Genomic DNA, 21,140 nt, shown 5'->3' on the forward strand with positions numbered 1-21,140 from the left:
CTACTTCATTGCTATTTATGCCATAGTCCTAGGTGTTTTAGTCTAAAAGGATTCACGTGTTCCGTCCCTATATACCCGACGAGGCGCGGCTGCCGGAAATGACGTTCCGCGCCTTGTTCCTCGGTACCTTGCTGGGCATGGTGTTTGGCGCTTCTTCGTTGTACCTGGTCCTCAAGGTGGGCCTGACCGTCAGCGCTTCGATTCCCGTCGCAGTCATTGCCATCACATTCTTCGGCCTGGCCAAAAAACTGGGCGGCAAGGATGCCAGCATCCTGGAAAACAGCATCGCGCAGACCGCCGGTTCTGCCGGCGAATCGATTGCGTTCGGCCTGGGAGTGACCATGCCGGCCATCCTGATCCTGGGCTTTGAGCTGGAAATCTGGCGCGTCATGCTGGTAGGCGTGCTGGGCGGCCTGTTGGGCATCCTGATGATGATTCCCATGCGCCGCACCATGATCGTGGACCAGCATCACGAGCTGAAATTCCCGGAGGGGACCGCTTGCGCGGAAGTGCTGAAGGCCGCGGCCAGCGATTCCTCGCGCCAGGCGGCCGGCGAACCGGTGCAGGGCGAGTCCGACGCGGCGCGCGATGCACGGCGCCGTGCACGGCTGATTTTCGGCGGCTTTGGCATCGGGCTGCTGTACAAGGCGCTTAACGTTTCCTTCAAAGGCTGGAAGGACACGCCGGAAGTCGTGCTGGGCGCACCGCTGAAAGGCGGTTCGATCGGCGCCGAAGTGTCGCCGGAGCTGCTGGGCGTGGGCTACATCATCGGCCCCCGTATTGCTCTGACCATGACGGCGGGCGGCGTGCTGTCCTACCTGCTGCTGATCCCGATGATCAAGTTCTTCGGCGACCCGCTCACCACCATCCTGGCGCCGGCCACCATGCTGATTTCCGACATGGGGCCGGACGATGTACGCGGCGCCTATATCCTCTACATCGGCGCCGGCGCGGTGGCGGCGGGAGGCCTGATTGCGCTGCTGCGTGCGATGCCGATGATCTGGCGCAGCCTTGCGGCCGGCTTGTCCGGCGTAGGCAAGGGCAGCAAAGCCGACGCTACACGCCGCACCGAGCAGGATATCCCGATGAAGTGGGTGGTGCTGGGCTGCCTGGGCCTGATCGCGGTGATCACGGCATCGGCGCCGCTGCATATGAATTTGCTGGGCGCCTTGCTGATACTGGTGTTCGGCTTCCTGTTCTCCACGGTTTCCTCGCGCCTGACCGGCGAAATCGGTTCCTCGTCCAACCCGACTTCCGGCATGGCGGTGGCGACGCTGCTGTTTACCTGCCTGATCTTCCTGATGGTCGGCTGGACCGGCGGCCAGTATTACGTCACCGCCCTGTCGGTGGGTGCGATTGTCTGCATCGCTTCGGCCAATGCCGGCACGGTGTCGCAAGACCTGAAAACCGGCTTCCTGGTCGGTTCCACGCCGCGCCTGCAGCAGTACGCCATGCTGGTCGGCTCGCTGGCTTCGGCCCTGCTGCTCGGTCCCATCCTGCTGCAACTGAATAATTCCAGCACGGTCTATGTGCCGGCGGCCCAGGTTGCGCCGGGCCTGGCGACCGATGCCTCGCGGCTCACGGCGAACGCGCGCCTGGATGGACCGCAGGCGGCCAGCGACAGCACTACCTACAAGGTGTGGCAGAAGCCCGATGCGCAAGGCGGGCCGGAGGGAAAGTACCTGGTTGCGCCGGACGGCAAGGCGGTCTGGTTCGTCGATCCGGGCATCAACGGCACGCACCACAAGCGCCCGGACGGCACCGAGGTGCGCAAATACGATGCGCCGAAAGCGGTACTGGTGTCGTACATCATCAAGGGCATCCTCGACCAGCAGTTGCCCTGGACGCTGGTGATGCTGGGCGTGATGATCGCCGTAGTGCTGGAAATGTCGGGTGTGCAGTCGTTGTCGTTTGCCGTGGGGGTGTACCTGCCGCTGTCGGCTACGCTGCCGATCGCGGTGGGCGGCGTGCTGCGCTGGTTGGCCGACCGCCGCAACAACAGGCTGCCGCAATATGCCGGCATGACTGAGGAAGAGCTGCAGGCAGCGGGCGACCGCAGCGAAGGCGTGCTGCTGGCCTCCGGCTACATCGCTGGCGGCGCTCTGGCCGGCATCGTGATCGCCATCACGGCAGGTGTGATGACCAATTTCGATGCCGCAGTGACCGCGTGGGCCGAAAACAGCAATCCTTTCTTCAGCGGACCGACGGCCGATTTGCTGTCCTTGCTGCCTTATGCTGTAATCATGGCGCTGCTCCTGTGGGCGGCGCGCGAAAAATCCACACGTTAAAGGAGACTGGGCGATGAGGGAACTGGTTGCGGCGGGCCTGCTGTTGACAATGGGAGCGGCCAGCGCCGCCACGCAAACGGTCGACTGCGGCCGCCTGCTGGACGTCAAGGCCGGTGTCTGGCGCGAGAAGGTCACGGTGCATATCGAGAACGGCTCGGTGAAGGCGATCGAGCCTACCCAAGGCAGGGGAGACGTGGACCTGGGGGCCATGTCCTGCATGCCGGGCTTCATCGACATGCACGTGCACCTGACCAGCCAGACGCAGCCCCAGGTCGAAGCCTTGCGCGGCCAGATGACGCTGGACGCCATCGACCGCGCCTATGACTCGGTCGCCTTTGCCGAACGCACGCTGAAAGCCGGCTTCACCACGGTACGCGACCTTGGCGCCAACGAGGGCCTGAACATTGCGATGAAGCGCGCCATCAATACCGGCGCCATCGTCGGCCCGCGCGTGTTCACCGCCGGCAAAGCCATCGCCACCACCGGCGGCCATGCCGACCCAAGCAACGGCCAGTCGCGCGAATTGCGCCACCTGCATGGCGCGCCGGGACCGGATGACGGCGTGATCAACAGCCCCGAGGAAGCGCGCCAGGCGGTGCGCGCCCGCTACCAGGAAGGTGCGGACGTTATCAAGATCACTGCCACCGGCGGTGTCCTCAGCCAGGCCAGCAGCGGAATGAATTCGCAGTTTGACGACGCTGAACTGAAGGCGCTGATCGCTGCGGCCAGGGATTACGGCTTCAAGGTCGCCGCCCATGCCCACGGCGCCGAAGGGATGAAGCGCGCCCTGAAGGCGGGCGTGGACTCGATCGAACACGGCACCTTCATGGACGACGAAGCGATTGCGCTGTTCAAGAAGACCGGTGGCTGGTATGTGCCGACCATCAGCGCCGGCCGCTATGTGGCGGACAAGGCGAAGGAGCCGAACTACTATTCGCCGCTGGTGCGCCCCAAGGCCGCAGCCATCGGGCCGCAGATCCAGGGTACTTTTGCCCGGGCCTACAAGGCAGGCGTGAAGATCGCCTTCGGCACCGACGCAGGCGTCTTCCCGCACGGCGAGAACGCAAAAGAATTCGCCTACATGGTGGAGGCGGGCATGCCGGCGCTGGAAGCAATCCGTTCGGCCACGCTCGGCGCCGCCTCGCTGCTGGGCCAGTCCAGCCGCCTGGGGGCGCTGGAGCCGGGTTTTGCGGCCGATATCGTGGCGGTGGCCGGCGATCCATTGAAGGACATCACCCTGCTGCAGAAGGTAGGATTCGTGATGAAGGAAGGCGTTGTTTATAAACAGTAATCGGGGAGCGCATGGCGGACGTAGATTGTGATGTACTGGTAGTTGGCGGCGGGATCAATGGGGCGGGCATCTCGCGCGATGCGGCAGGCCGCGGCCTGTGCGTCGTCCTGTGCGAGAAGGACGACCTGGCATCGCACACTTCGTCCGCCTCCACCAAGCTGATTCACGGTGGCCTGCGCTACCTCGAATATTATGAATTCCGGCTGGTGCGCAAGGCGCTGGCCGAACGCGAAGTGCTGTTGCGCAGCGCGCCGCACATCATGTGGCCCATGCGTTTTGTGATGCCGCACGACGCCGGGCAGCGTCCCGCGCTGCTGATCCGTGCCGGCCTTTTCCTCTACGATATGCTGGCCAAGCGCGAGCTCTTGCCCGGGTCGCGCGGCATCAACCTGCGTTGCCATCCTGCGGGGCGGCCGCTGAAGGAAAGCTATACTGCCGGCTTCGAATACTCCGACGGCTGGGTGGACGATGCCCGGCTGGTGGTCCTGAACGCCGTTGATGCCTGTGCCAAAGGTGCTTGCATCCTGACCCGAACCAGTTGCGTCGGCGTCGAGCGTCATGCCGATCACTGGGTGGCGACGCTGCGCAAGGCCGATGGCACTGAAAAGCGGATCACCACCCGTGCCGTGGTCAATGCGGCCGGACCCTGGGCGCAGTCTTTCATCCAGTCGGCAGGCGGCAAGCAGCAGTCGCGCCATTTGCGCCTGGTCAAAGGCAGCCATATCGTGGTGCGCCGCATCTTCGAGCACGACCAGGCCTATATTTTCCAGAACAAGGATGGGCGCATTGTGTTCGCCATCCCATACGAACGCGATTTCACGCTGATCGGCACCACAGACCTTGAATACAAGGGCGACCCGCAGCGCGTGGCAATCGAGGAAAGCGAGATCCGCTATTTGTGCGAACTGGCCAGCGGTTACTTCCGCGAGCCGGTGCGCCCGGCCGACGTGGTGTGGACCTACGCCGGCGTGCGCCCTTTGCTGGAAGACGCCGCATCCGACGCCAAGGCCGTTACGCGCGACTATTTCCTGGAGATGGACAAGGAAGGCGCGCCGCTGCTGAACATCTTCGGCGGCAAGATCACGACGTTCCGCAAGCTGGCCGAGGATGCGGTGGATATCCTTTGCAAGACGCTGGGCCGGCCGGAAAAAGGCTGGACCGAGAAGGCCTGCCTGCCCGGCGGCGACCTGTTCGGGGCCGTGCCGCAGAACCGTTCAGTGCAAGAGTTTTGCGATTGGGCCGCCGCAGTGCAGGTGAAGTACGACTGGCTGCCGCAGGAGCTGGTGAAGCGCTACGCGCGCGCATACGGCACGCGGGTGCACGCACTGCTCGAAGGCTGCGCATCGCTGGCGGACATGGGGGAGGAAATCCTGCCCGGCGTGTACGCGGCGGAAGTGAACTACCTGCGCCGCAAGGAATGGGCAGTTACGGCTGCCGACATCCTGTGGCGCCGTTCCAAGCTTGGCCTGCATTTGCCGGCGGGGGCCGAAGCCCGGCTCGACGCCTGGCTGGCAGCGAACTGAAACAAAAAAGGCAGCCGAAGCTGCCTTTTTTGTTGCCTGAAAAATGGGGTACGTCCCCATTTTTTTTATTTGACGCCGTGCATCAGTTTCTGGATGAACGGAGCGAGGACGAACAGCAGCACGCCGCCGCCGATCAGGATCCAGAAGCCCTGGGTGTAGCCGGTCAGCGCCGATTCCACGGTCATGCCATGTTCGCCGGACATCATCGATGCGACGATGCCGGACAGGTTGTTGCCGATGCCGGTGGACAGGAACCAGCCGCCCATGCCCATGCCGACCAGGCGGGTCGGAGCCAGCTTGGTCACCATCGACAGGCCGATCGGGGACAGGCACAGTTCACCGATGGACTGGATCACGTAGACCATGAACAGGGTCCAGAACGGAATCATCCGCTTGTCGTCGACCAGGTGGGTCAGCGCGTACATCAGCAGGCCGAAAGCCAGGCCGTTGCCGATGATACCGAGGGCGAACTTGCGCGGGATCGATGGGTTCTTGCCGCGTTTGCCCATCCAGACCCATACCGCTGCCACAACTGGCGCGAAGAAGATGATGGCGAGCGAGTTCACGGACTGGAACCAGGCGGTCGGGAAGATCATGAAGCCCAGGTCGCGGTTCACGATCTCGTCCGCCAGGAAGGTGAACGAGGAGCCTGCCTGTTCGAAGAAGCACCAGAACATGATGTTGAAGGCGAAGATCACCATCATGGCGATGGTCTTGTCGCGGGACACGGGACCGTTGCGCACGCCTTCCACGATCAGCATCACCACCAGGATCAGGAACAGTACGGTCAACACGCCCTGCAGTTTTTCCGCGCCCAGCGCCAGCAGGGAGTACACGACAGGAATCATGGCCAGCGCGCCCAGCGCCACGTAGGCGATGCGCATCGGGCTCTTGGCTTCCGGTGCCGGCTCGCCAATACCCTTCAGGCCGCGGCGGCCCAGGTAGAACCAGAACAGCGAAATGATCATGCCGACGCCGGCGGAGATGAACACGATCTTGTAGGCCGGGGTATCGCCGGTGTTGAAGACCTTCTGCGCCAGCAACTGGGTAATGATCGGAGCCAGGAAACCGCCGACGTTGATGCCCATGTAGAAGATGGTGAAGCCGGAATCGCGACGGGTATCGCCCAGCGAATACAGCTTGCCGACCATGGTCGAGATGTTCGGCTTGAACATGCCGTTACCGACGATGATGGTCGCCAGGCCGAACTTGAAGATGGTCGGATCGGGAATGGCAATCATGAACAGGCCCGCTGCCATGAAGCTGGCGCCGACCAGGATCGAGCGCTGGTAGCCCAGTACGCGGTCAGCCACATAGCCGCCGAACAGTGCACCGGCATACACCAGCGCCAGGTAGGAACCGTAAGTCAGGTTGGCGGCAGCCTGGCCCGACTTATCGCCATGGTAGAACTCGGCAACGACGTACAGCACCAGCGCCCAGCGAATCCCGTAAAACGCAAAGCGTTCCCAAAATTCGGACATAAACAGCATCCAGAGCGGAGCAGGGTGCCCCATGATCTGCCTGAATTCAGGGATCTTAGCTTCAGTGGTTTGCGTGATAGGACCGCTCATGCGGTTTCTCCTGATCGAAAAAAGCCGAATTGTAATGCACCCTGCGCGGTTAAGGGCAATTTCGCGTGCTGCAAAGCAGCATTGTGGTATGTTTGCCAAGCTTGCGCCTGTGAATCGGCATACCAAAAGCGTATATTGAAGGTGCAGTCCCTCAAAAGTTAAATAAAAGGATTTATGTATCATGGACAGCAACGTTGTCGATACTCTCATCGCTCCGGAGGGCAGGCTGGAAATCCTGTCCAAGGCGGAGGTGGTCCAGCTGCTCGACTCAGGGAAGGGCGGCCTCTATAACATCTTCCGCAATTGCGCCCTGGCGGTGCTAAATTGCGGCAGCACGATCGACGATGGAAAGGAATTGCTGGATCGCTTCAAGTCGTTTGACATCAACATCCTGCAGCGTGAGCGCGGCATCAAGCTGGAAATCAAAGGGGCTCCGGCGATTGCCTTTGTCGACGGCAAGATGATCAAGGGCATCCACGAGCACCTGTTCGCGGTGCTGCGCGATATCGTCTTTGTCAGTAATGAAGTCACGGGCAATCCGAAGTTCGACCTGGCCCGCAGCGAGGGTATCACCGATGCGGTGTTCCATATCCTGCGCAATGCCAATGTGCTGAAGCCGCAGCTTAATCCGAACCTGGTGGTGTGCTGGGGCGGGCATTCGATCAACCGCGCCGAATATAACTACTCGAAGGAAGTGGGCTATCAGCTCGGCCTGCGGGGACTGGATATCTGCACCGGCTGCGGTCCGGGAGCGATGAAGGGGCCGATGAAGGGGGCCACCATTGGCCATGCCAAGCAGCGCTTTACCGGCGGGCGCTACCTGGGCATTACGGAGCCGGGCATCATCGCGGCAGAATCGCCAAACCCGATCGTGAACGACCTGGTGATCATGCCCGATATCGAAAAGCGCCTGGAGGCTTTCGTGCGTGTCGGCCACGGCATTTGCGTGTTCCCAGGCGGTGCGGGCACGGCGGAGGAAATCCTGTATATCCTCGGCATCCTGCTGCATCCGGACAATGCGGAAATCCCGTTCCCGCTGATCTTCACCGGGCCGGAAACTGCGCGCGAGTACTTTGTGCACATCAATGAGTTCATCGGCCTGACCCTTGGCGCCGAGGCGCAGAAGCGCTACAAGATCATCGTCGATGACCCGGAACTGGTGGCGCAGGAGATGGCGGAAGGCATGAAGCAGGTGCGCGAATTCCGCAAGTCGCGTTCGGACGCCTATTACTTCAACTGGGCGCTGAAGATCGACGACGAGTTCCAGCGCCCGTTTGCGCCGACCCACGAAAACATGCGCAACCTGAGCTTGCACAAGAACCAGCCGGTGCATGTGCTGGCAGCGAACTTGCGCCGGGCTTTCTCCGGCGTGGTGGCGGGCAACGTGAAGGAGGAGGGCATCCGCACCATCGAAAAATATGGCCACTTCGAGATCCACGGCGACAAGGAGATCATGGGGCCGATGGATGCGCTGTTGGCATCGTTCGTGGCGCAAAGCCGGATGAAACTGGCGGGCAAGGCGTATACCCCTTGCTACCGTGTGGTGAAATAAGAAAAGGCCGCGTGAGCGGCCTTTTTTATCAATCTTCCTTGCGCAGGTGCGGGAACAGCAGCACGTCGCGGATGTTCGGAGAGTCGGTCAGCAACATCATCAGGCGGTCGATGCCGATGCCGCAGCCGCCGGCTGGCGGCATGCCGTATTCCAGCGCGCGAATGAAGTCGGCGTCGTAGTACATCGCTTCGTCGTCGCCGGCTTCCTTGGCCTTCATCTGGGCCAGGAAACGTGCCGACTGGTCTTCGGCGTCGTTCAACTCGGAGAAGCCGTTGGCGATTTCTCGGCCCACCATGAACAGTTCGAAGCGCTCGGTGATGCCTTCGCGGGTGTCGGAAGCGCGGGCCAGTGGTGACACTTCAATCGGGTAGTCGATGATGAAGGTCGGTTCCCACAGCTGCGCTTCGGCGGTTTCCTCGAACAGCGCCAGTTGCAGCGCGCCCAGGCCGGCGGTGGCGAATGGTTTCACGCCGAATTTCAGCAGCTCGGCTTTCAGGAATTCCACGTCGTTCAGTTGCGCTTCGGTGTAGCCTGGCGCGTACTTATTGATAGCGCCGCAGATGGTCAGACGCTGGAACGGCTTGGACAGGTCCAGTTCACGGCCGCCGTAGGTCAGCACGGCGGTGCCCTTGGCGTCGATGGCTGCCTGGCGGATCACCTTCTCGGTGAAGTCCATGATCCATTCGTAGTCGGTGTAGGCCGCGTAGAACTCCATCATGGTGAATTCAGGGTTGTGGCGGACCGACACGCCTTCGTTGCGGAAGTTGCGGTTGATCTCGAACACGCGGTCGAAGCCGCCCACCACCAGGCGCTTCAGGTACAGCTCGGGAGCGATACGCATGAACATCTGCATGTCCAGCGCGTTGTGGTGGGTAATGAATGGCTTGGCCGACGCGCCGCCCGGGATCGGGTGCAGCATCGGGGTTTCGACTTCCATGAATTCGTTCGCTTCCATGAAGCGGCGGATCGAGGAGATCGCGGCGGTGCGCGCCTTGAAGGTGCGGCGGGTTTCTTCGCTGGTGATCAGGTCGACGTAGCGCTGGCGGTATTTGGTTTCCTGGTCGGCCAGGCCGTGGAATTTGTCAGGCAGCGGGCGCAGGGCCTTGGTGATCAGCTTGATCTCGCTGACTTTCACGGTCAGTTCATCGGTCTTGGTCTTGAACAGGGTGCCGGTCACGCCCAGGATGTCGCCCAGGTCCCAGCCGCGGAAGGCTTCCATTGCCTCTTCACCGGTGGTGTCGACAGTAACGTAGATCTGGATGCGGCCGTCGGCTTTTTGGCCGGAGGCGTCCTGCAGGGTAGCGAATGCCGCTTTCTTGCCGGCTTCGCGGCGCAGCATCATGCGGCCGGCGATGACGACGGGAACCGGCTCGGCTTCCAGCTCTTCACGGGTCTTCTCGCCGTACTGCACGTGCAGGTCGGCAGCCTTGTGCTGAGGGCGGAAATCATTAGGGAAGGCGACGCTCTGTTTCTCGCGGATGGCAGCCAGCTTGGCGCGGCGCTCGGCGATGATCTTGTTGTCGTCCTGGCCTGGTGCCTGGTCTTGCACTTGGTTTTCCGTAGTCATGTTTTTGGTGATGGTCAGTTTATTAATATCGATTTCGCTGAAGTCGCGTGCAATGCAGATTACATTGTCGAACGCCTTAAACGCTTCAGCAGGCAAAGTGGTTGTCAGGACGACGCAGCGCATGCCGGCTCGGCGCGCTGCTTCCACGCCCAACGGCGCGTCCTCGAACACGATGCAGTGCGCCGGATCGGCGCCGCAGCGTTCGGCCGCCAGCAGGAACACGTCGGGTTCCGGCTTGCCGCGTTTGACGTCGGCCGCGCCGACGACGGTATCGAACTGCGGGCGCACATCCAAGCCATCCAGCGTGAAGTCCACGTTGCAGGGCGGGGCGGCGGTGCCGACCGCCAGGCGGATGCCGGCGGCTCGCGCTTCATTCACCAGGGTGACGAAGCCTTTGACTGCACGCAGGTGCGGCCCATAGATTTCGCGGTACAGCACTTCCTTCTCGTCGATCAGCGCGGTTACGTCATCATGTGCCAGGCCCTCGCCGAGGTATTGGCGCATGATTTCGTGACCGGTACGGCCGGCGGTGGCGGCAAAGAATGCCGCTTCGTCGACTGCATGGCCGCGGCGGCTGAAGAACTCCAGCCACGAGCGGGTGTGGAAACCCATGTTGTCGACGATGGTGCCGTCCATGTCGAAGATGAAGGCGCGCTGCTGCGTCATTGCTTAGATGCCTTGCTTCAGGGACGCGGAGATGAAATCGTCCAGGTCGCCGTCCAGCACGCCCTTGGTATTGCCGGTCTCGAAGTTGGTGCGCAGGTCCTTGATGCGGGACTGGTCCAGCACGTAGGAGCGGATCTGGTGGCCCCAGCCCACGTCGGTCTTGGAGTCTTCCAGCGACTGCTGCTCGCTCATGCGCTTGCGCAGTTCCAGTTCGTACAGTTTGGCCTTCAGCATGTCCATCGCTTCGGCCTTGTTGCGGTGCTGCGAGCGGTCGTTCTGGCACTGCACGACGATGCCGGAGGGGCCGTGCGTAATACGCACCGCGGAGTCGGTCTTGTTAATGTGCTGGCCGCCGGCGCCGGATGCGCGGTAGGTATCGATACGCAGGTCGGCCGGATTGATCTCGATCTCGATCGAGTCATCCACTTCCGGATAGACGAACAGCGACACGAAGGAGGTGTGGCGGCCGCCGGAGGAGTCGAACGGCGACTTGCGCACCAGGCGGTGCACACCGGTCTCGGTGCGCAGGTGGCCGTAGGCGTATTCGCCGTCCACTTTCAAGGTTGCGGTCTTGATGCCGGCAACCTCGCCCTCGGACTCTTCCATCACTTCGACCTTGAAGCCCTTGCGTTCGCAATAGCGCAGGTACTGGCGCAGCAGCATGGAGGCCCAGTCCTGGGCTTCGGTACCGCCAGCGCCAGCCTGGATGTCGATGAAGCAGTTGTTCGGATCCATCGGATTGCTGAACATCCGGCGGAATTCCATCTGTTCGATGGTCTTCTGGATTTCTGCAGTATCCGCAATCACGGCTTCGAGCGTATCGTCGTCGCCTTCTTCCTTGCCCATCGCGAACAGTTCGTTCATGTCGCGCAGGTCGCTTTCTGCCTTTTGCAAGGTCAGGACCACGCCTTCGAGGGCTTTCTTCTCGCGGCCCATATCCTGGGCTTTTTTCGGGTCATTCCAAACAGCCGGATCTTCCAGTTCGGCGTTCAGTTGTTCCAGTTTCTCCGACTTCTTATCGAAGTCAAAGATACCTCCGAAGTTCGGCTTCGCGGGTGGTCAGGTCCGCGAGCAGGTTGGCGAGGGAATTGATGCGTTCAGCTTCCATGGTTTTTCAGGTCTGATAGTTGTTAAATCGAACCTGAAATTATACCTCAGAGGCTGGCGCATCGGGCAGCTCACACGAGCAGGCTGAATTCGGCGCGATAGAGGGGCGCCCAGGCCGCTCGCGGGCGCACCGTTGAAGAGCAGGGGGAACTGCTCCTGGTGGGGCGCTTCCTTGCCCGGGCGCACGGCGGGCAGGTCGAGGAAGCTGGCCCCAAGATAGGTGGCCATCCCACTCACCCGCTGGTTTGCCTTGCAATACATGCAAGCGCAAGGGCAGCCCTGATTGCCGGCTATCCGCCTGCAGCCGGGCCAGGGTGGATCGTTGGGGCCACGCAGGAACTCAAGGCTGATGTTGTCGAGCTGGTTCCAGAAGAATGTCCATGGTTTTTTCCTTTTGGCAGATGGCTGAAGGTTGAGGTGGATCATACGACTGCGTATTGATAATCGAACACTTATTTGCGTCAACGTGGCGCTGTTGCAAAGTTTCCATATAATTTTGCAAGCCAGTTTGCGCGCCCGAGGGTGCTATCTGCAATTCTTTAGATTGCAAGGCTATAACAATGGCGCGGGCAAACTTTCATCAGTAAATTTCATTTAAAAGACAATAAATGCGCATTCTTTTCCTCGCGCCAGCAGTGACCCTGCTGGCGGGCTGCAGCAGCATTCCCGCTAAGCCACCGCAGGGCTCGCAGGCCGCTTTCGTGATTCTCGAGACGACGGACCTGCACGCCAATGTTCGCAGTTACGATTACTACAAACTGGCGCCCGACGCTTCGCTGGGGCTGGAGCGCACCGCGACCCTGATCCGCCAGGCGCGCAAGGAATTCCCAAATTCACTGCTGCTCGATAATGGCGACACGATCCAGGGCACGGCGCTGGGCGACTACCAGGCATTGGTGGCACCGGTCGGATGCGGCCAGCCGCTGGCCATCTACAAGGCCATGAATGCGCTGGGCTTTGAAGGCGGCTCGGTTGGCAACCATGAATTCAACTGGGGCCTGGATTACCTGGGGCAGGTCACCGCCAGCCGCTTCGGCGCGGAAGGCGCTTCGGTGCGTGCCCAGCCTTGCGCGGGCCCGGCATTTCCGGTGGTGCTGGCAAATGTGGTCGACGCCCGCACCGGTGTGCCGTTATTCGAGCCGTACTTGATCATCGACAAGCGTGTGTCCGCTACCGGGCCGGATGGCAAGCCGCTTGCCACCACGGTCAAGGTTGGCATCATCGGCTTTACGACGCCAGCGATCATGGGTTGGGACAGGCGCTGGCTGGAAGGCCGCGTGCGCACGGAAGGGTGGCGCGAGACGGCGCAACGCTACATTCCCGAGATGCGCGCCAAAGGTGCGGAGGTGATCGTTGCGATCTCGCATGCCGGGCTGGATGGCGCTGCCTATGTGCCGTCGATGGAGAACGGCAGCCTTTACCTGGCGCAGGTGCCGGGCATTGACGCGCTGCTGCTGGGGCATTCGCATGATGTGTTTCCGAACGCCGCCAGCAAGGCAGCCGGCTTTAACATGCCTGATGTCGACAAGGTCCAGGGGCGGGTTCATGGCGTGCCGACTGTGATGCCGGGTCTTTGGGGCAAGCATCTTGGCGTGATCCAGCTCGCGCTGCGCCATGACGGCAAGCGCTGGGTGTCCGACGCCGGTGCGGCGAAAGTCGAAACCCGCAACATCCAGCGTCCCGACCGCAGCTTCGTCGAACCGGACCCGGAAATCGCCGCGCTGGCGAAAACCGAACATGAGGCGACCATCGCCTACGTCAAGACGCCGATTGGCGATACGGACTTCCGCATGTCCGCTTACTTTGCCGATGTCGGCGACGTATCGGCGATCCAGGTGGTGAACCAGGCGCAGGCCGACTATGTGCGCCGCCATATCCAGGCCAACATGCCGCAATATGCCCAGTTGCCGGTGCTGTCGATGTCCGCGCCGTTCAAGACTGGCGCGGCTGGCGTGGCCGATTACACCGACGTGGCGCCAGGCAAGCTGGCCTTGAACAACGCGGCAGACCTGTACCTGTACCCGAACGACCTGCACGCCGTGAAGGTCGATGGCGCGACGCTGAAAGCCTGGCTGGAGAAGGCCGCCGGCCGCTTCAATACCATCGATCCAAGTCGCAGTGAGCCGCAGGAGCTGGTGAATGCGGGCTTTGCGGGCTTCAATTTCGATATGCTGACGGACCCTGATGTGCGCTACCAGATCGACGTGACGCAAGCTCCCGGCCAGCGCATCAAAGGCCTGTCATGGCGCGGTGAGGCGGTGCGGGCAGACCAGGAATTCATCATCGCAACCAACAACTTCCGGGCCAGCGGTGGCGGCGGTTTCCCGGGGCTGGATGGTAGCAAGACCATTTTTGCGTCGCCGGACAATAACCGTGCGGTGCTGATCGCCTACATCAAGTCGGTACAGCACCTGAGCCGCCGGGACAATGGCTCGGCGCGCAGCTGGCGCTTTGCGCCGGTAAAGACGAGTGGGCCGGTAGTATTTCATTCGGCGCCAGGCAAGCTGGCGCTGGCACGCGAGGCCGGGCTGGCCGGCGTATCGCTGCTGAAGGAAGAGGATGGAGGCGGGAAAGGCTACGCGCTGTATGCGATCGACCTTAATGCGGCTTCCGCTTCTCCTGCTGGACGAGAATGAACGGGCTGACGACGCTGGCCCAGAGCTTGGCGTCGCTGGCGATCCATTCCTGGCACTGCTGGTCCGAGACCTTGGCGACCTGGCCGGCCTCCATCCAGGCCGAAATACTGGCCTTGTCGTCGTGGGCGATGCGCACGGCGACGTCCACCAGGTCCAGCTCATCGGCCACCCACACCACATTGCCCTGGGCGAAGTGCTTGAGCAGTTCGCTCCACGGGATGCGTGCGGTTTCGCGGTTGACTTTGGCGCGGAGTTCCGCGTCTTTTTCTGGTTTCAGCTGCATTTTCAACTCTTAAATCGTGGGAATCTGCTCGACGATCGCCGTCGGCGAACCCCGCCATGTTAACCGATACGCCGGGCCTTTGCGAACATTGCCCACCAGCGCTGGGCGGAAGCACGCCAGGTTGGTGCCGCCTGTGCGGCGCACGCTTGGATAGATGATACCAGTCGAGCCTTCGGCCAGCAGGCTGCGCGCCAGCCGTTGCGATGCGACGTAGCTGTCCGGGTCCAGGCAAGCGGCATATTCGGGCTGGCCGCAGATGTCGTGGAACTGGGCGCTGAAGTCCGAGAGCAGGGCCTGGTAGCTGACACTGTCGTCGAAACGGTCGATTTCGGCGTATTCCACGGTCTTGTGGAAAATCACTTCCGCCAGCGCCGTTTCGTGCTCGAAGGCGCAATACCAGGCGCCGCGCTGGCCGTCGTTGAAGCGGCTGCCTTGTGGACGGGCGTAGGTAAAGGCCGCATTGATGCTGCGGTAATTGGGAACGTAATAAACCAGTTCTTCGATGCTGATGCCGATAGCGCCGCCGTGTTCGGCGCGCAGGCGGGCATTGGTGGCGTTATCCAGTTCAAACAGCTGGTGCAGCTCGGCGTCGTTATCGGCGAGGGCGGCCAGCACGGAATCTTCTTTATAGACGAAGCGCGACGGAATCAGGCGCACGGTGTCGAATTGGCGCAGCAGGCGAAATGGCGGCAATTACAGGCCTCCGCGACGAGCGTCGAGCAACTGGCGCACGGTTTGCATGGCGAGCAGGCCGCCGGCTTCCATGTAATCGAGCGGGGTTCGGCCGCCGAAAATGCTGTTGCGGTTGGCAAGGCTGACCCACTCATCGGCCAGCTTGTCGCCGTAAATGATGTGCAGCGACTTGTAGATCCCTAGCAGGTAGGAAATACGCGTAATGCGGTCGACTTCAAGCACGCGGTCGGGGTGCTTTTTCCACTCGTAGAAGGCGCTGCTGGACAGGCCGCCCAGCAATTCGCGGGCGTCGTCGTCGCGCAATTTCCAGGCGGCGGCCAGTTTGAAAAAGCCCTTGAGGGCGGCGTGCGACAGGCGTTCACGTTCCTCTTTGCGACTCAGGTCGACTGGTTGGGGAATTGTGTATTCGCTGTCGGGGTAGGCAAATGCGGGATTCATATGTCCTCCGTTTATGGATTATTTATACTCCATTTCCGCATTTATTTCAAGTTGAATGTGTTTGTGCAGTGTCAAAACGCGGCGTGCTGCCCGCTGTCAATATTGCATAAAATCATCGACGAAGGACGCACGATGGAGAAAATGCTTGCTGCGCTGGAGGGCCAACTGCGGCGATTCGCGGCGAATGCGGGCAGGATGGCTGAGCGGCATCCTGGCTTGGCGGGGCAGCTTGGCCTGCGCGACTGGCCGCAGGACACCCATGTCGACCGGCTGGTGCAGGGTGTCGCCACCGTCCACGCGCGGACGGCACTGGCCTTGCAGAGGGCGCGCTGCCAGCAGGATGAGCATTTGCTGCAATTGCATTTCCCGGGGCAGTTGCAACCGTTCCCCGCGTGCTGGATTGGCCTGTCGCCTGGTGCAGAGCCGGTCGCAGCAATCGTCTCCGCCAGTTACCACCACGGCCCGCAGGCCTCGGTCGAATTGGAGCTTGATCTCGGCAAGGCCGTTCGCCCGGGCGGCCCTGCCAACGTCCTGGACATCTTCATTGACGGCGACCCCGCTTTCAGTGCGGCCTTGCGCCGTGTCCTGCTTGGCGAGACAGGCTCGGCGCCGGCCCTCCGCGGGGACGATGCCGGCGAGTGGCTGCCGATTGCGCGCTGGCCATTCAAGCCATCTGGTCTTGATCCGGCGGAAGCGCTGCTCCCCCGTGCGCCTGGCGCGCACGCCGGGCTGGCGCTGCTGCGCGAGTACTTCACTTTTCCCGCGCGCTTCAATATCCTGCGCCTTGACCTGTCCCCGTTCGCTGGCGCCAGGAGCGCGAAACTGAGGCTGCCGGCGCCCCCGGTGCGCCTCCTGCAAACACTGCAAGCCAGCCACCTGCGCGCCGGCTGGACGGCGCGCGCATGCCTGCAGCGTGTCGCCGCTTCGCCCATCCGCATCGATGGGCGCCGAGCCGAATACCTGCTGTCGGTCCCGCCCGAACTGGAGATCTTCAGCATTGACCGGGTTCATGTCGGCGGTGCGGAGGACGTGGGATGGAGCGTGCGCAGTGTCGACGATGCGCCGGCAGGCCATGAATGGCGCATCGCCTTCCACGGCGCGTACGCCTGGCCGGCCGGCACGGTCGCATCGGTCGATGTGACCTGCTGCGAGCGGGAGAAAGTGCTGGCACGGCCGGCTCGAGGTCCCGGCTGCCGCTGGCAGCTCAACGCCTTGCTGGCGCTGGACCGCCTGCCGCTTGATGCCCATGCCTTGCGCGAACTGATGGCCAGCCAGGCAACCGATCATTCCCCTGCGAGCCGCGCAATCATCGGCGCAGTGAGAGGGCTGGCGATGCGGCCCGCGCTACTGCGCCCCGGCCGCGCCTTGCCGCTTGCCGGCACTGAAATCCGATTGCAAGTCGAGGAAGGGGCATTCGCAGGCTGCGGCATGCTGCTGTTCGCGCAAGTCATGGACCGCTTCTTTGGCGAGTGCGCGCACATCAACACATTTAGCCGGCTGGTCCTGGTGTCGGCCGCCACCGGAGAGGAGCTGATGCGATGCAAAGCGAGGAATGCCGGCAAGCTGATGGAATGATCGCGGCCGATGCAACCGGATATGCCATCTTCCAGCTGGCAGGAATGCTTGGCGCGCCGGAATGGCGCAACAGCCTGTCCCTGGCATTCCCCGCCTGCGACGTGGTTGGGCTGGACACCGGAGCGATCACCCCAGGGTGCATAGGCTTGCTCGGCATGGCGGGCGCGCTGCCTTACTACTACACGGAGGCCGTGGCGCGCGCGGCCAGTGCCGGGGCACGCGCCTTCATCGACCTGTTGTCGGCACCGGCAATCGATGCATTTTGCGCCGCATGGCGTGAAGGCCGTCCCGAATACACGCCCTTGCCGCAATTGCCGCTCCTGCGCGGCCCGCTCAGGGCGAGGGCGCTTGGCGAACAGCTTTCGCATGCCCTGGGCGTGCCGGTATGGATCGAGCAGTTTGCCGGGCGCTGGGAAATGCTGCCGCCATGGCAGGCCAGTGCCCTCGGAAGCGGCAACGCGTGCTGCGGGGACGGGGCGCTCCTTGGCGAACGCCTGTGGCGGATCGATAGCGCCGTGCAGGTCCATGTCGGCCCGCTTGGCGCGCAATCGGCCCCGGCGTTCCTGCCCGGCGGCAGGGACGCGCTGGCATTGGGCCGGTTATGGCAGGCCTCCGCGGAGGACAGCGGCATCCAGGCCGAGGCTCGCGTACACCTTGGTGCTGGCGTGAGCGCAGCTGCGCAACTGGGAACCGGGGCACGCCTGGGGCATGACGCGCTGCTGGCCACGCAGCCGCCGGGCGAAAGGGATGACTTGCGTTATCGGCTTTGCTAGTATTTGGCCAGAAAACAAAGCGAGGAGGCAGAATGAAGAAGATGATCCCGCTGCTGGCGTTTGCGGCGACGGCTGCATGCACCACCATCAAGGCGCCGCCCAGTAACGCGGAGTTGAAACAGCAGGTCGCCGATACCGAGCGCGCCTTCGCGGCCACAATGGCCAGGCGCGATCATCAGGCATTCGCTTCCTTCCTGGCGGACGAGGCGATTTTCTATAGCGGCCCCAAGGTCTTGCGCGGCAGGGATACCGTAGCCGCCGAATGGAAAGCGTTTTATGAAAAGCCGGAGCCGCCGTTCAACTGGGAGCCGGACCAGGTCGAAGTGCTCGACTCCGGCACCCTGGCGCATTCGTCCGGCCCGGTGCGCGACCCGCAAGGCAAGGTTACCGGCCGCTTCAACTCGGTCTGGCGGCAGGACGCGCCAGGCAAATGGCGCATCGTGTTCGACAAGGGCGAACGAGTCTGCGATTGCAGGAAGCCGTAATCAAGCCGGTTCGGCGTGCTCCACCAGCAACTGGACGCGGGTCACGCCGTTGTATTCGTTGGCATCCAGGCGGAAGGCCACGCGCGCCCGTTCGCCCAGCGCATCGGTATGGCCGAACCAGATAGCGTCGTAGCGTACGCCTTTCTTTTCCAGCATCAGCTTGAGGTGCCGGTCCTTCAGGATGCGCTGGCTTAGCACGCGGAATTCATCGCAGAAGACCGGCGGCGCAAAGCCCTGGCCCCATACCTGGCCATCCAGCAGTTCGATGAACTGGGTGGTGTAGCAGTTGTCTTCCAGAGGACCATCGGTTTCGACCACGCGCTCCAGTTGCGATTCGCTCAGCCAGGCCTGGCCGACCGCCTCGAAGGCAGCGCAGAAATGCTCGAAGGCTTCGGCGCGCATGCTAAGGCCCGCTGCCATGGCATGGCCGCCGAACTTGTCGATCACGCCAGGCGCTCGCTTGGATACCAGGTCCAGCGCATCGCGCAGGTGGAAGCCGGGGATCGAACGGCCGGAACCCTTGATCAGGCCGTCGCCGGCAGGAGCAAAGGTAATGGTGGGGCGGTAGAAGCGTTCTTTCAGGCGTGAGGCCACGATGCCGATCACGCCCTGGTGCCAGCTTTCGTCGTAGACGCAAATCGTCGTACTGTCGGCGGGCTGGAAATCGTCCAGGTGCAGCAATGCGGCATCCTGCATTGCCGCCTCGATCTCGCGGCGCTTCAGGTTGATGTCGTTAAGCTGCTGCGCCAGTTCCCAGGCGCGCGTTTCGTCGTCCGTCAACAGGCATTCGATGCCGAGCGACATGTCCTCCAGCCGGCCGGCCGCGTTCAGCCGCGGGCCGAGGGCGAAGCCCAGGTCGAAAGGAGAGGCGGTGCGCACGGCGCGTCCGGAAACGCGGAACAGGGCAGCCACGCCGGCATGCATGCGGCCGGCGCGCATGCGCTTCAGTCCCTGGGCGACAAGGATGCGGTTATTGCTATCCAGGCGCACCACGTCGGCGACCGTGCCCAAGGCGACCAGGTCCAGCAGGGAATCGAGCTTTGGCTGCGACTGCGCATCGAATACGCCGCGCCGGCGCATTTCGGCGCGCAGCGCCAGCAGCACGTAGAACACCACGCCCACGCCGGCCAGGTGCTTGGACGGGAAGCCGCAAGCGGGCTGGTTGGGGTTCACGATGACACGGGCGTCGGGCAGGCTATCGCCGGGCAGGTGGTGGTCGGTCACGACGACGTCGATGCCGCGCCGTTTGGCTTCTGCCACGCCTTCGATGCTGGCAATGCCGTTATCGACGGTAATGATGATGTCGGGCGCTTTCTCGCGCGCGGTCAGATCGACGATCTCCGGCGTCAGGCCGTAGCCGTATTCGAAGCGGTTGGGGACGATGAAGTCCACCTTGGCGCCCATGGCGCGCAAGCCGCGCATGGCGGTGGCGCAGGCAGTGGCACCGTCGCAGTCGTAGTCGGCAACGATGACCATGCGTTTACCGGCAGCGATGGAGTCGGCCAGGAATTCGGCGGCACGGTCGATGTGCAGCAGGCCGGAGGGCTGGATCAGCGCCGCCAGTTCGCTGGAGATTTCTGCTGGGTTGTTCAGGCCTCGCGCGGCAAACAGACGGGCCAGCACGGGGTGGATGCCGCCCTGGCGTAGCAGTTCGGCTTCCTGCGACGGGCAGGGACGGATGGCGATACGGGTCATTGCGTGAGGTTCTTCAGGTTCTGTGCGCGCCAGAATTTGCGCAGCGCGGCTTTGCCGGTGCGGATTTCAGTCCAGCCTTCGCGGCTGGTCAGGATCATTGTCAGTTCATTTGTGCTGCCGTTGCGCAGGGCGGCCAGCAAGGGGGTGAACCATTCGTGTTCCAGTTGCTGCATGGCGCCCAGCCAGGCGCCCCAGTCATTGCCGGCGCCCATGGGAATCAGGTGGGGCAGCACGACCGGTCCATGTGCCCCCGGCGCCGCCGCAGTGCTGCCCGTCGAGAGGGCTTTCAGCCAGGATGGCACGACTGCCGCCGCGGGCGTGGCTACGGTCATCGGCTGGTGCTCGGCTATGGGGGCTTCCGCCTGCGCGCCGCCCCACATCCAGAATGAATTCACGGGCGCAAGGCCGCGCTGCTGGCGGGCTTCGTTGACGGGATGCTCGTGCCACAGCATCTGGATCTCATTTTGCAGCTTCTTGAAGGCCAGGGCGTTCGGGCCGGACGGCATCCAGTCGGCCAGGTTGCTGCCCATGGCGGCATCGGGGGAGGCGGCCTCCAGGCCGTGCCAGCCGTCGGCGCGCATGAACCAGGTCTCGGCGTCGCCCCAAAGCAGCTCATCGAAAAACGGCCTGGCCAGGTCGAACAGCACGCGCGAATCCGCCTCGTCCAGGCGCAAACGGCGCGAATCGGCCAGGACCAGATGGTTGCGGGCGAGCTGGATGTGGACTGGATGGACGATGAACCAATAGCCCTCCTTCGGCGCCAGGCCGAAGCCGTGCATGACGGCTGCGGCAAGGCCGCCGCGCGCACGGGCCAGCCATGCTTCATGCGGCAATATGCGGCTATCGTCGCCGATAACATGCTTTTCCAGCAAGCTATTGCGTGAAAGTAACATCGCCAGGGACGGCGCCTGCAGGTTGCGGGAGAGTTCCGGGGCCAGTTCGGCGGGCGGCAATGCGAAGGGGAGGACGACAGTCGTGGAAGCCATGCGGCATTGTA

The 21,140-nt window shown here is 62.7% G+C and carries 16 protein-coding genes and 1 pseudogene; 8 read left to right on the forward strand and 9 right to left on the reverse strand.

The window, feature by feature from the left end; all coding sequences use genetic code 11:
• The first annotated feature begins 56 nt into the window (after positions 1-56).
• Genes ACN9MZ_RS14970 through glpD form a run of 3 tightly spaced genes read left to right on the forward strand, consistent with a single transcriptional unit; the run spans position 57 to position 5,102 of the window.
• The gene (locus ACN9MZ_RS14970) at positions 57-2,288 is read left to right on the forward strand and encodes an OPT family oligopeptide transporter (RefSeq protein WP_426337793.1); all 2,232 of its coding nucleotides are present in this window, start codon (positions 57-59) and stop codon (positions 2,286-2,288) included.
• Between the two features lie 13 nt (positions 2,289-2,301).
• Entirely contained in the window at positions 2,302-3,579 is a 1,278-nt protein-coding gene (locus ACN9MZ_RS14975) for an amidohydrolase family protein (RefSeq protein ID WP_426337794.1), read from the forward strand.
• Between the two features lie 11 nt (positions 3,580-3,590).
• Complete coding sequence (gene glpD, locus ACN9MZ_RS14980; protein ID WP_426337795.1) at positions 3,591-5,102, forward strand: glycerol-3-phosphate dehydrogenase; 1,512 nt, start codon at positions 3,591-3,593, stop codon at positions 5,100-5,102.
• 65 nt (positions 5,103-5,167) lie between these two features.
• On the opposite strand, the gene ACN9MZ_RS14985 is transcribed toward glpD, so the two are convergent.
• On the reverse strand, positions 5,168-6,673 hold the full coding sequence (locus tag ACN9MZ_RS14985) for a peptide MFS transporter (RefSeq protein ID WP_426337796.1): 1,506 nt from the start codon (positions 6,671-6,673) through the stop codon (positions 5,168-5,170).
• 181 nt (positions 6,674-6,854) lie between these two features.
• Here ACN9MZ_RS14985 and ppnN point away from each other — a divergent pair, with 181 nt between their 5' ends.
• On the forward strand, positions 6,855-8,225 hold the full coding sequence (gene ppnN, locus ACN9MZ_RS14990) for a nucleotide 5'-monophosphate nucleosidase PpnN (RefSeq protein WP_426337797.1): 1,371 nt from the start codon (positions 6,855-6,857) through the stop codon (positions 8,223-8,225).
• A 28-nt stretch (positions 8,226-8,253) separates the two neighbouring features.
• Here the strand turns inward: ppnN and lysS are convergent, their stop codons facing one another.
• The 3 genes and pseudogenes from lysS to prfB all read right to left on the reverse strand — a co-directional run bounded on the left by lysS (position 8,254) and on the right by prfB (position 11,566).
• Entirely contained in the window at positions 8,254-9,792 is a 1,539-nt protein-coding gene (lysS, locus tag ACN9MZ_RS14995) for a lysine--tRNA ligase (RefSeq protein WP_426342907.1), read from the reverse strand.
• Between the two features lie 111 nt (positions 9,793-9,903).
• Positions 9,904-10,458, reverse strand: a pseudogene (locus tag ACN9MZ_RS15000) (HAD family hydrolase); the annotation flags it as partial.
• A gap of 3 nt (positions 10,459-10,461) precedes the next feature.
• Positions 10,462-11,566, reverse strand: a protein-coding gene (prfB, locus tag ACN9MZ_RS15005) for a peptide chain release factor 2 (RefSeq protein WP_426172047.1) whose coding sequence is annotated in 2 segments (ribosomal slippage) — positions 10,462-11,484 and positions 11,486-11,566 — 1,104 coding nt in all. Because the reading frame shifts where the segments join, the coding sequence is not laid out codon by codon here.
• Between the two features lie 607 nt (positions 11,567-12,173).
• On the opposite strand from prfB, the gene ACN9MZ_RS15010 reads away from it, so the two are divergent.
• On the forward strand, positions 12,174-14,201 hold the full coding sequence (locus ACN9MZ_RS15010) for a bifunctional 2',3'-cyclic-nucleotide 2'-phosphodiesterase/3'-nucleotidase (RefSeq protein WP_426337798.1): 2,028 nt from the start codon (positions 12,174-12,176) through the stop codon (positions 14,199-14,201).
• Here the strand turns inward: ACN9MZ_RS15010 and ACN9MZ_RS15015 are convergent.
• From ACN9MZ_RS15015 to ACN9MZ_RS15025, 3 genes are read right to left on the reverse strand one after another with little or no spacing between them, the layout of a single operon-like run.
• Entirely contained in the window at positions 14,164-14,484 is a 321-nt protein-coding gene (locus ACN9MZ_RS15015; protein ID WP_426337799.1) for a DUF2288 domain-containing protein, read from the reverse strand. The two genes, ACN9MZ_RS15010 and ACN9MZ_RS15015, sit on opposite strands and share 38 nt — an antisense overlap.
• Before the next feature lie 9 nt (positions 14,485-14,493).
• Positions 14,494-15,177, reverse strand: a complete 684-nt coding sequence (locus ACN9MZ_RS15020; RefSeq protein ID WP_426337800.1) for an RES family NAD+ phosphorylase — start codon at positions 15,175-15,177, stop codon at positions 14,494-14,496.
• Positions 15,178-15,615 carry an MbcA/ParS/Xre antitoxin family protein gene (locus ACN9MZ_RS15025; RefSeq protein ID WP_426337801.1) on the reverse strand — a complete coding sequence of 146 codons (438 nt, stop codon included), beginning with the start codon at positions 15,613-15,615 and terminating at the stop codon, positions 15,178-15,180.
• 132 nt (positions 15,616-15,747) lie between these two features.
• Between ACN9MZ_RS15025 and ACN9MZ_RS15030 the strand changes: the two genes are divergently transcribed.
• Genes ACN9MZ_RS15030 through ACN9MZ_RS15040 form a run of 3 tightly spaced genes read left to right on the forward strand, consistent with a single transcriptional unit; the run spans position 15,748 to position 18,448 of the window.
• Positions 15,748-17,190, forward strand: a complete 1,443-nt coding sequence (locus ACN9MZ_RS15030) for a type VI secretion system baseplate subunit TssF (protein WP_426337802.1) — start codon at positions 15,748-15,750, stop codon at positions 17,188-17,190.
• Positions 17,187-17,963 carry a type VI secretion system baseplate subunit TssG gene (locus ACN9MZ_RS15035; protein WP_426337803.1) on the forward strand — a complete coding sequence of 259 codons (777 nt, stop codon included), beginning with the start codon at positions 17,187-17,189 and terminating at the stop codon, positions 17,961-17,963. The genes ACN9MZ_RS15030 and ACN9MZ_RS15035 overlap by 4 nt, the downstream gene beginning before the upstream one ends.
• 32 nt (positions 17,964-17,995) lie before the next feature.
• Complete coding sequence (locus ACN9MZ_RS15040) at positions 17,996-18,448, forward strand: YybH family protein (protein WP_426337804.1); 453 nt, start codon at positions 17,996-17,998, stop codon at positions 18,446-18,448.
• Here the strand turns inward: ACN9MZ_RS15040 and recJ are convergent, their stop codons facing one another.
• Together recJ and ACN9MZ_RS15050 are read right to left on the reverse strand one after the other, a co-directional pair.
• Entirely contained in the window at positions 18,449-20,143 is a 1,695-nt protein-coding gene (recJ, locus tag ACN9MZ_RS15045) for a single-stranded-DNA-specific exonuclease RecJ (protein ID WP_426337805.1), read from the reverse strand.
• A complete protein-coding gene (locus tag ACN9MZ_RS15050) occupies positions 20,140-21,129 on the reverse strand; it encodes a hypothetical protein (RefSeq protein WP_426337806.1) in 990 nt (329 codons plus the stop codon). Before ACN9MZ_RS15050 ends, recJ begins: the two co-directional genes overlap by 4 nt.
• Between the last annotated feature and the right edge of the window lie 11 nt (positions 21,130-21,140).

It is taken from the genome of Pseudoduganella sp. S-14, assembly GCF_049913285.1.
GTDB lineage: Bacteria > Pseudomonadota > Gammaproteobacteria > Burkholderiales > Burkholderiaceae_D > Rugamonas.

Excerpts from the sequence above, each read along its gene's own strand:
- ppnN (WP_426337797.1), top strand. The coding sequence starts at position 6,855 with ATGGACAGCAACGTTGTCGATACTCTCATCGCTCCGGAGGGCAGGCTG.
- ACN9MZ_RS15050 (WP_426337806.1), bottom strand. The coding sequence starts at position 21,129 with ATGGCTTCCACGACTGTCGTCCTCCCCTTCGCATTGCCGCCCGCCGAA.
- glpD (WP_426337795.1), top strand. The coding sequence starts at position 3,591 with ATGGCGGACGTAGATTGTGATGTACTGGTAGTTGGCGGCGGGATCAAT.
- ACN9MZ_RS15030 (WP_426337802.1), top strand. The coding sequence starts at position 15,748 with ATGGAGAAAATGCTTGCTGCGCTGGAGGGCCAACTGCGGCGATTCGCG.
- ACN9MZ_RS15025 (WP_426337801.1), bottom strand. The coding sequence starts at position 15,615 with ATGAATCCCGCATTTGCCTACCCCGACAGCGAATACACAATTCCCCAA.
- ACN9MZ_RS14975 (WP_426337794.1), top strand. The coding sequence starts at position 2,302 with ATGAGGGAACTGGTTGCGGCGGGCCTGCTGTTGACAATGGGAGCGGCC.
- lysS (WP_426342907.1), bottom strand. The coding sequence starts at position 9,792 with ATGACTACGGAAAACCAAGTGCAAGACCAGGCACCAGGCCAGGACGAC.
- ACN9MZ_RS14985 (WP_426337796.1), bottom strand. The coding sequence starts at position 6,673 with ATGAGCGGTCCTATCACGCAAACCACTGAAGCTAAGATCCCTGAATTC.
- ACN9MZ_RS15010 (WP_426337798.1), top strand. The coding sequence starts at position 12,174 with ATGCGCATTCTTTTCCTCGCGCCAGCAGTGACCCTGCTGGCGGGCTGC.
- ACN9MZ_RS15040 (WP_426337804.1), top strand. The coding sequence starts at position 17,996 with ATGAAGAAGATGATCCCGCTGCTGGCGTTTGCGGCGACGGCTGCATGC.
- ACN9MZ_RS15015 (WP_426337799.1), bottom strand. The coding sequence starts at position 14,484 with ATGCAGCTGAAACCAGAAAAAGACGCGGAACTCCGCGCCAAAGTCAAC.
- ACN9MZ_RS15035 (WP_426337803.1), top strand. The coding sequence starts at position 17,187 with ATGATCGCGGCCGATGCAACCGGATATGCCATCTTCCAGCTGGCAGGA.
- recJ (WP_426337805.1), bottom strand. The coding sequence starts at position 20,143 with ATGACCCGTATCGCCATCCGTCCCTGCCCGTCGCAGGAAGCCGAACTG.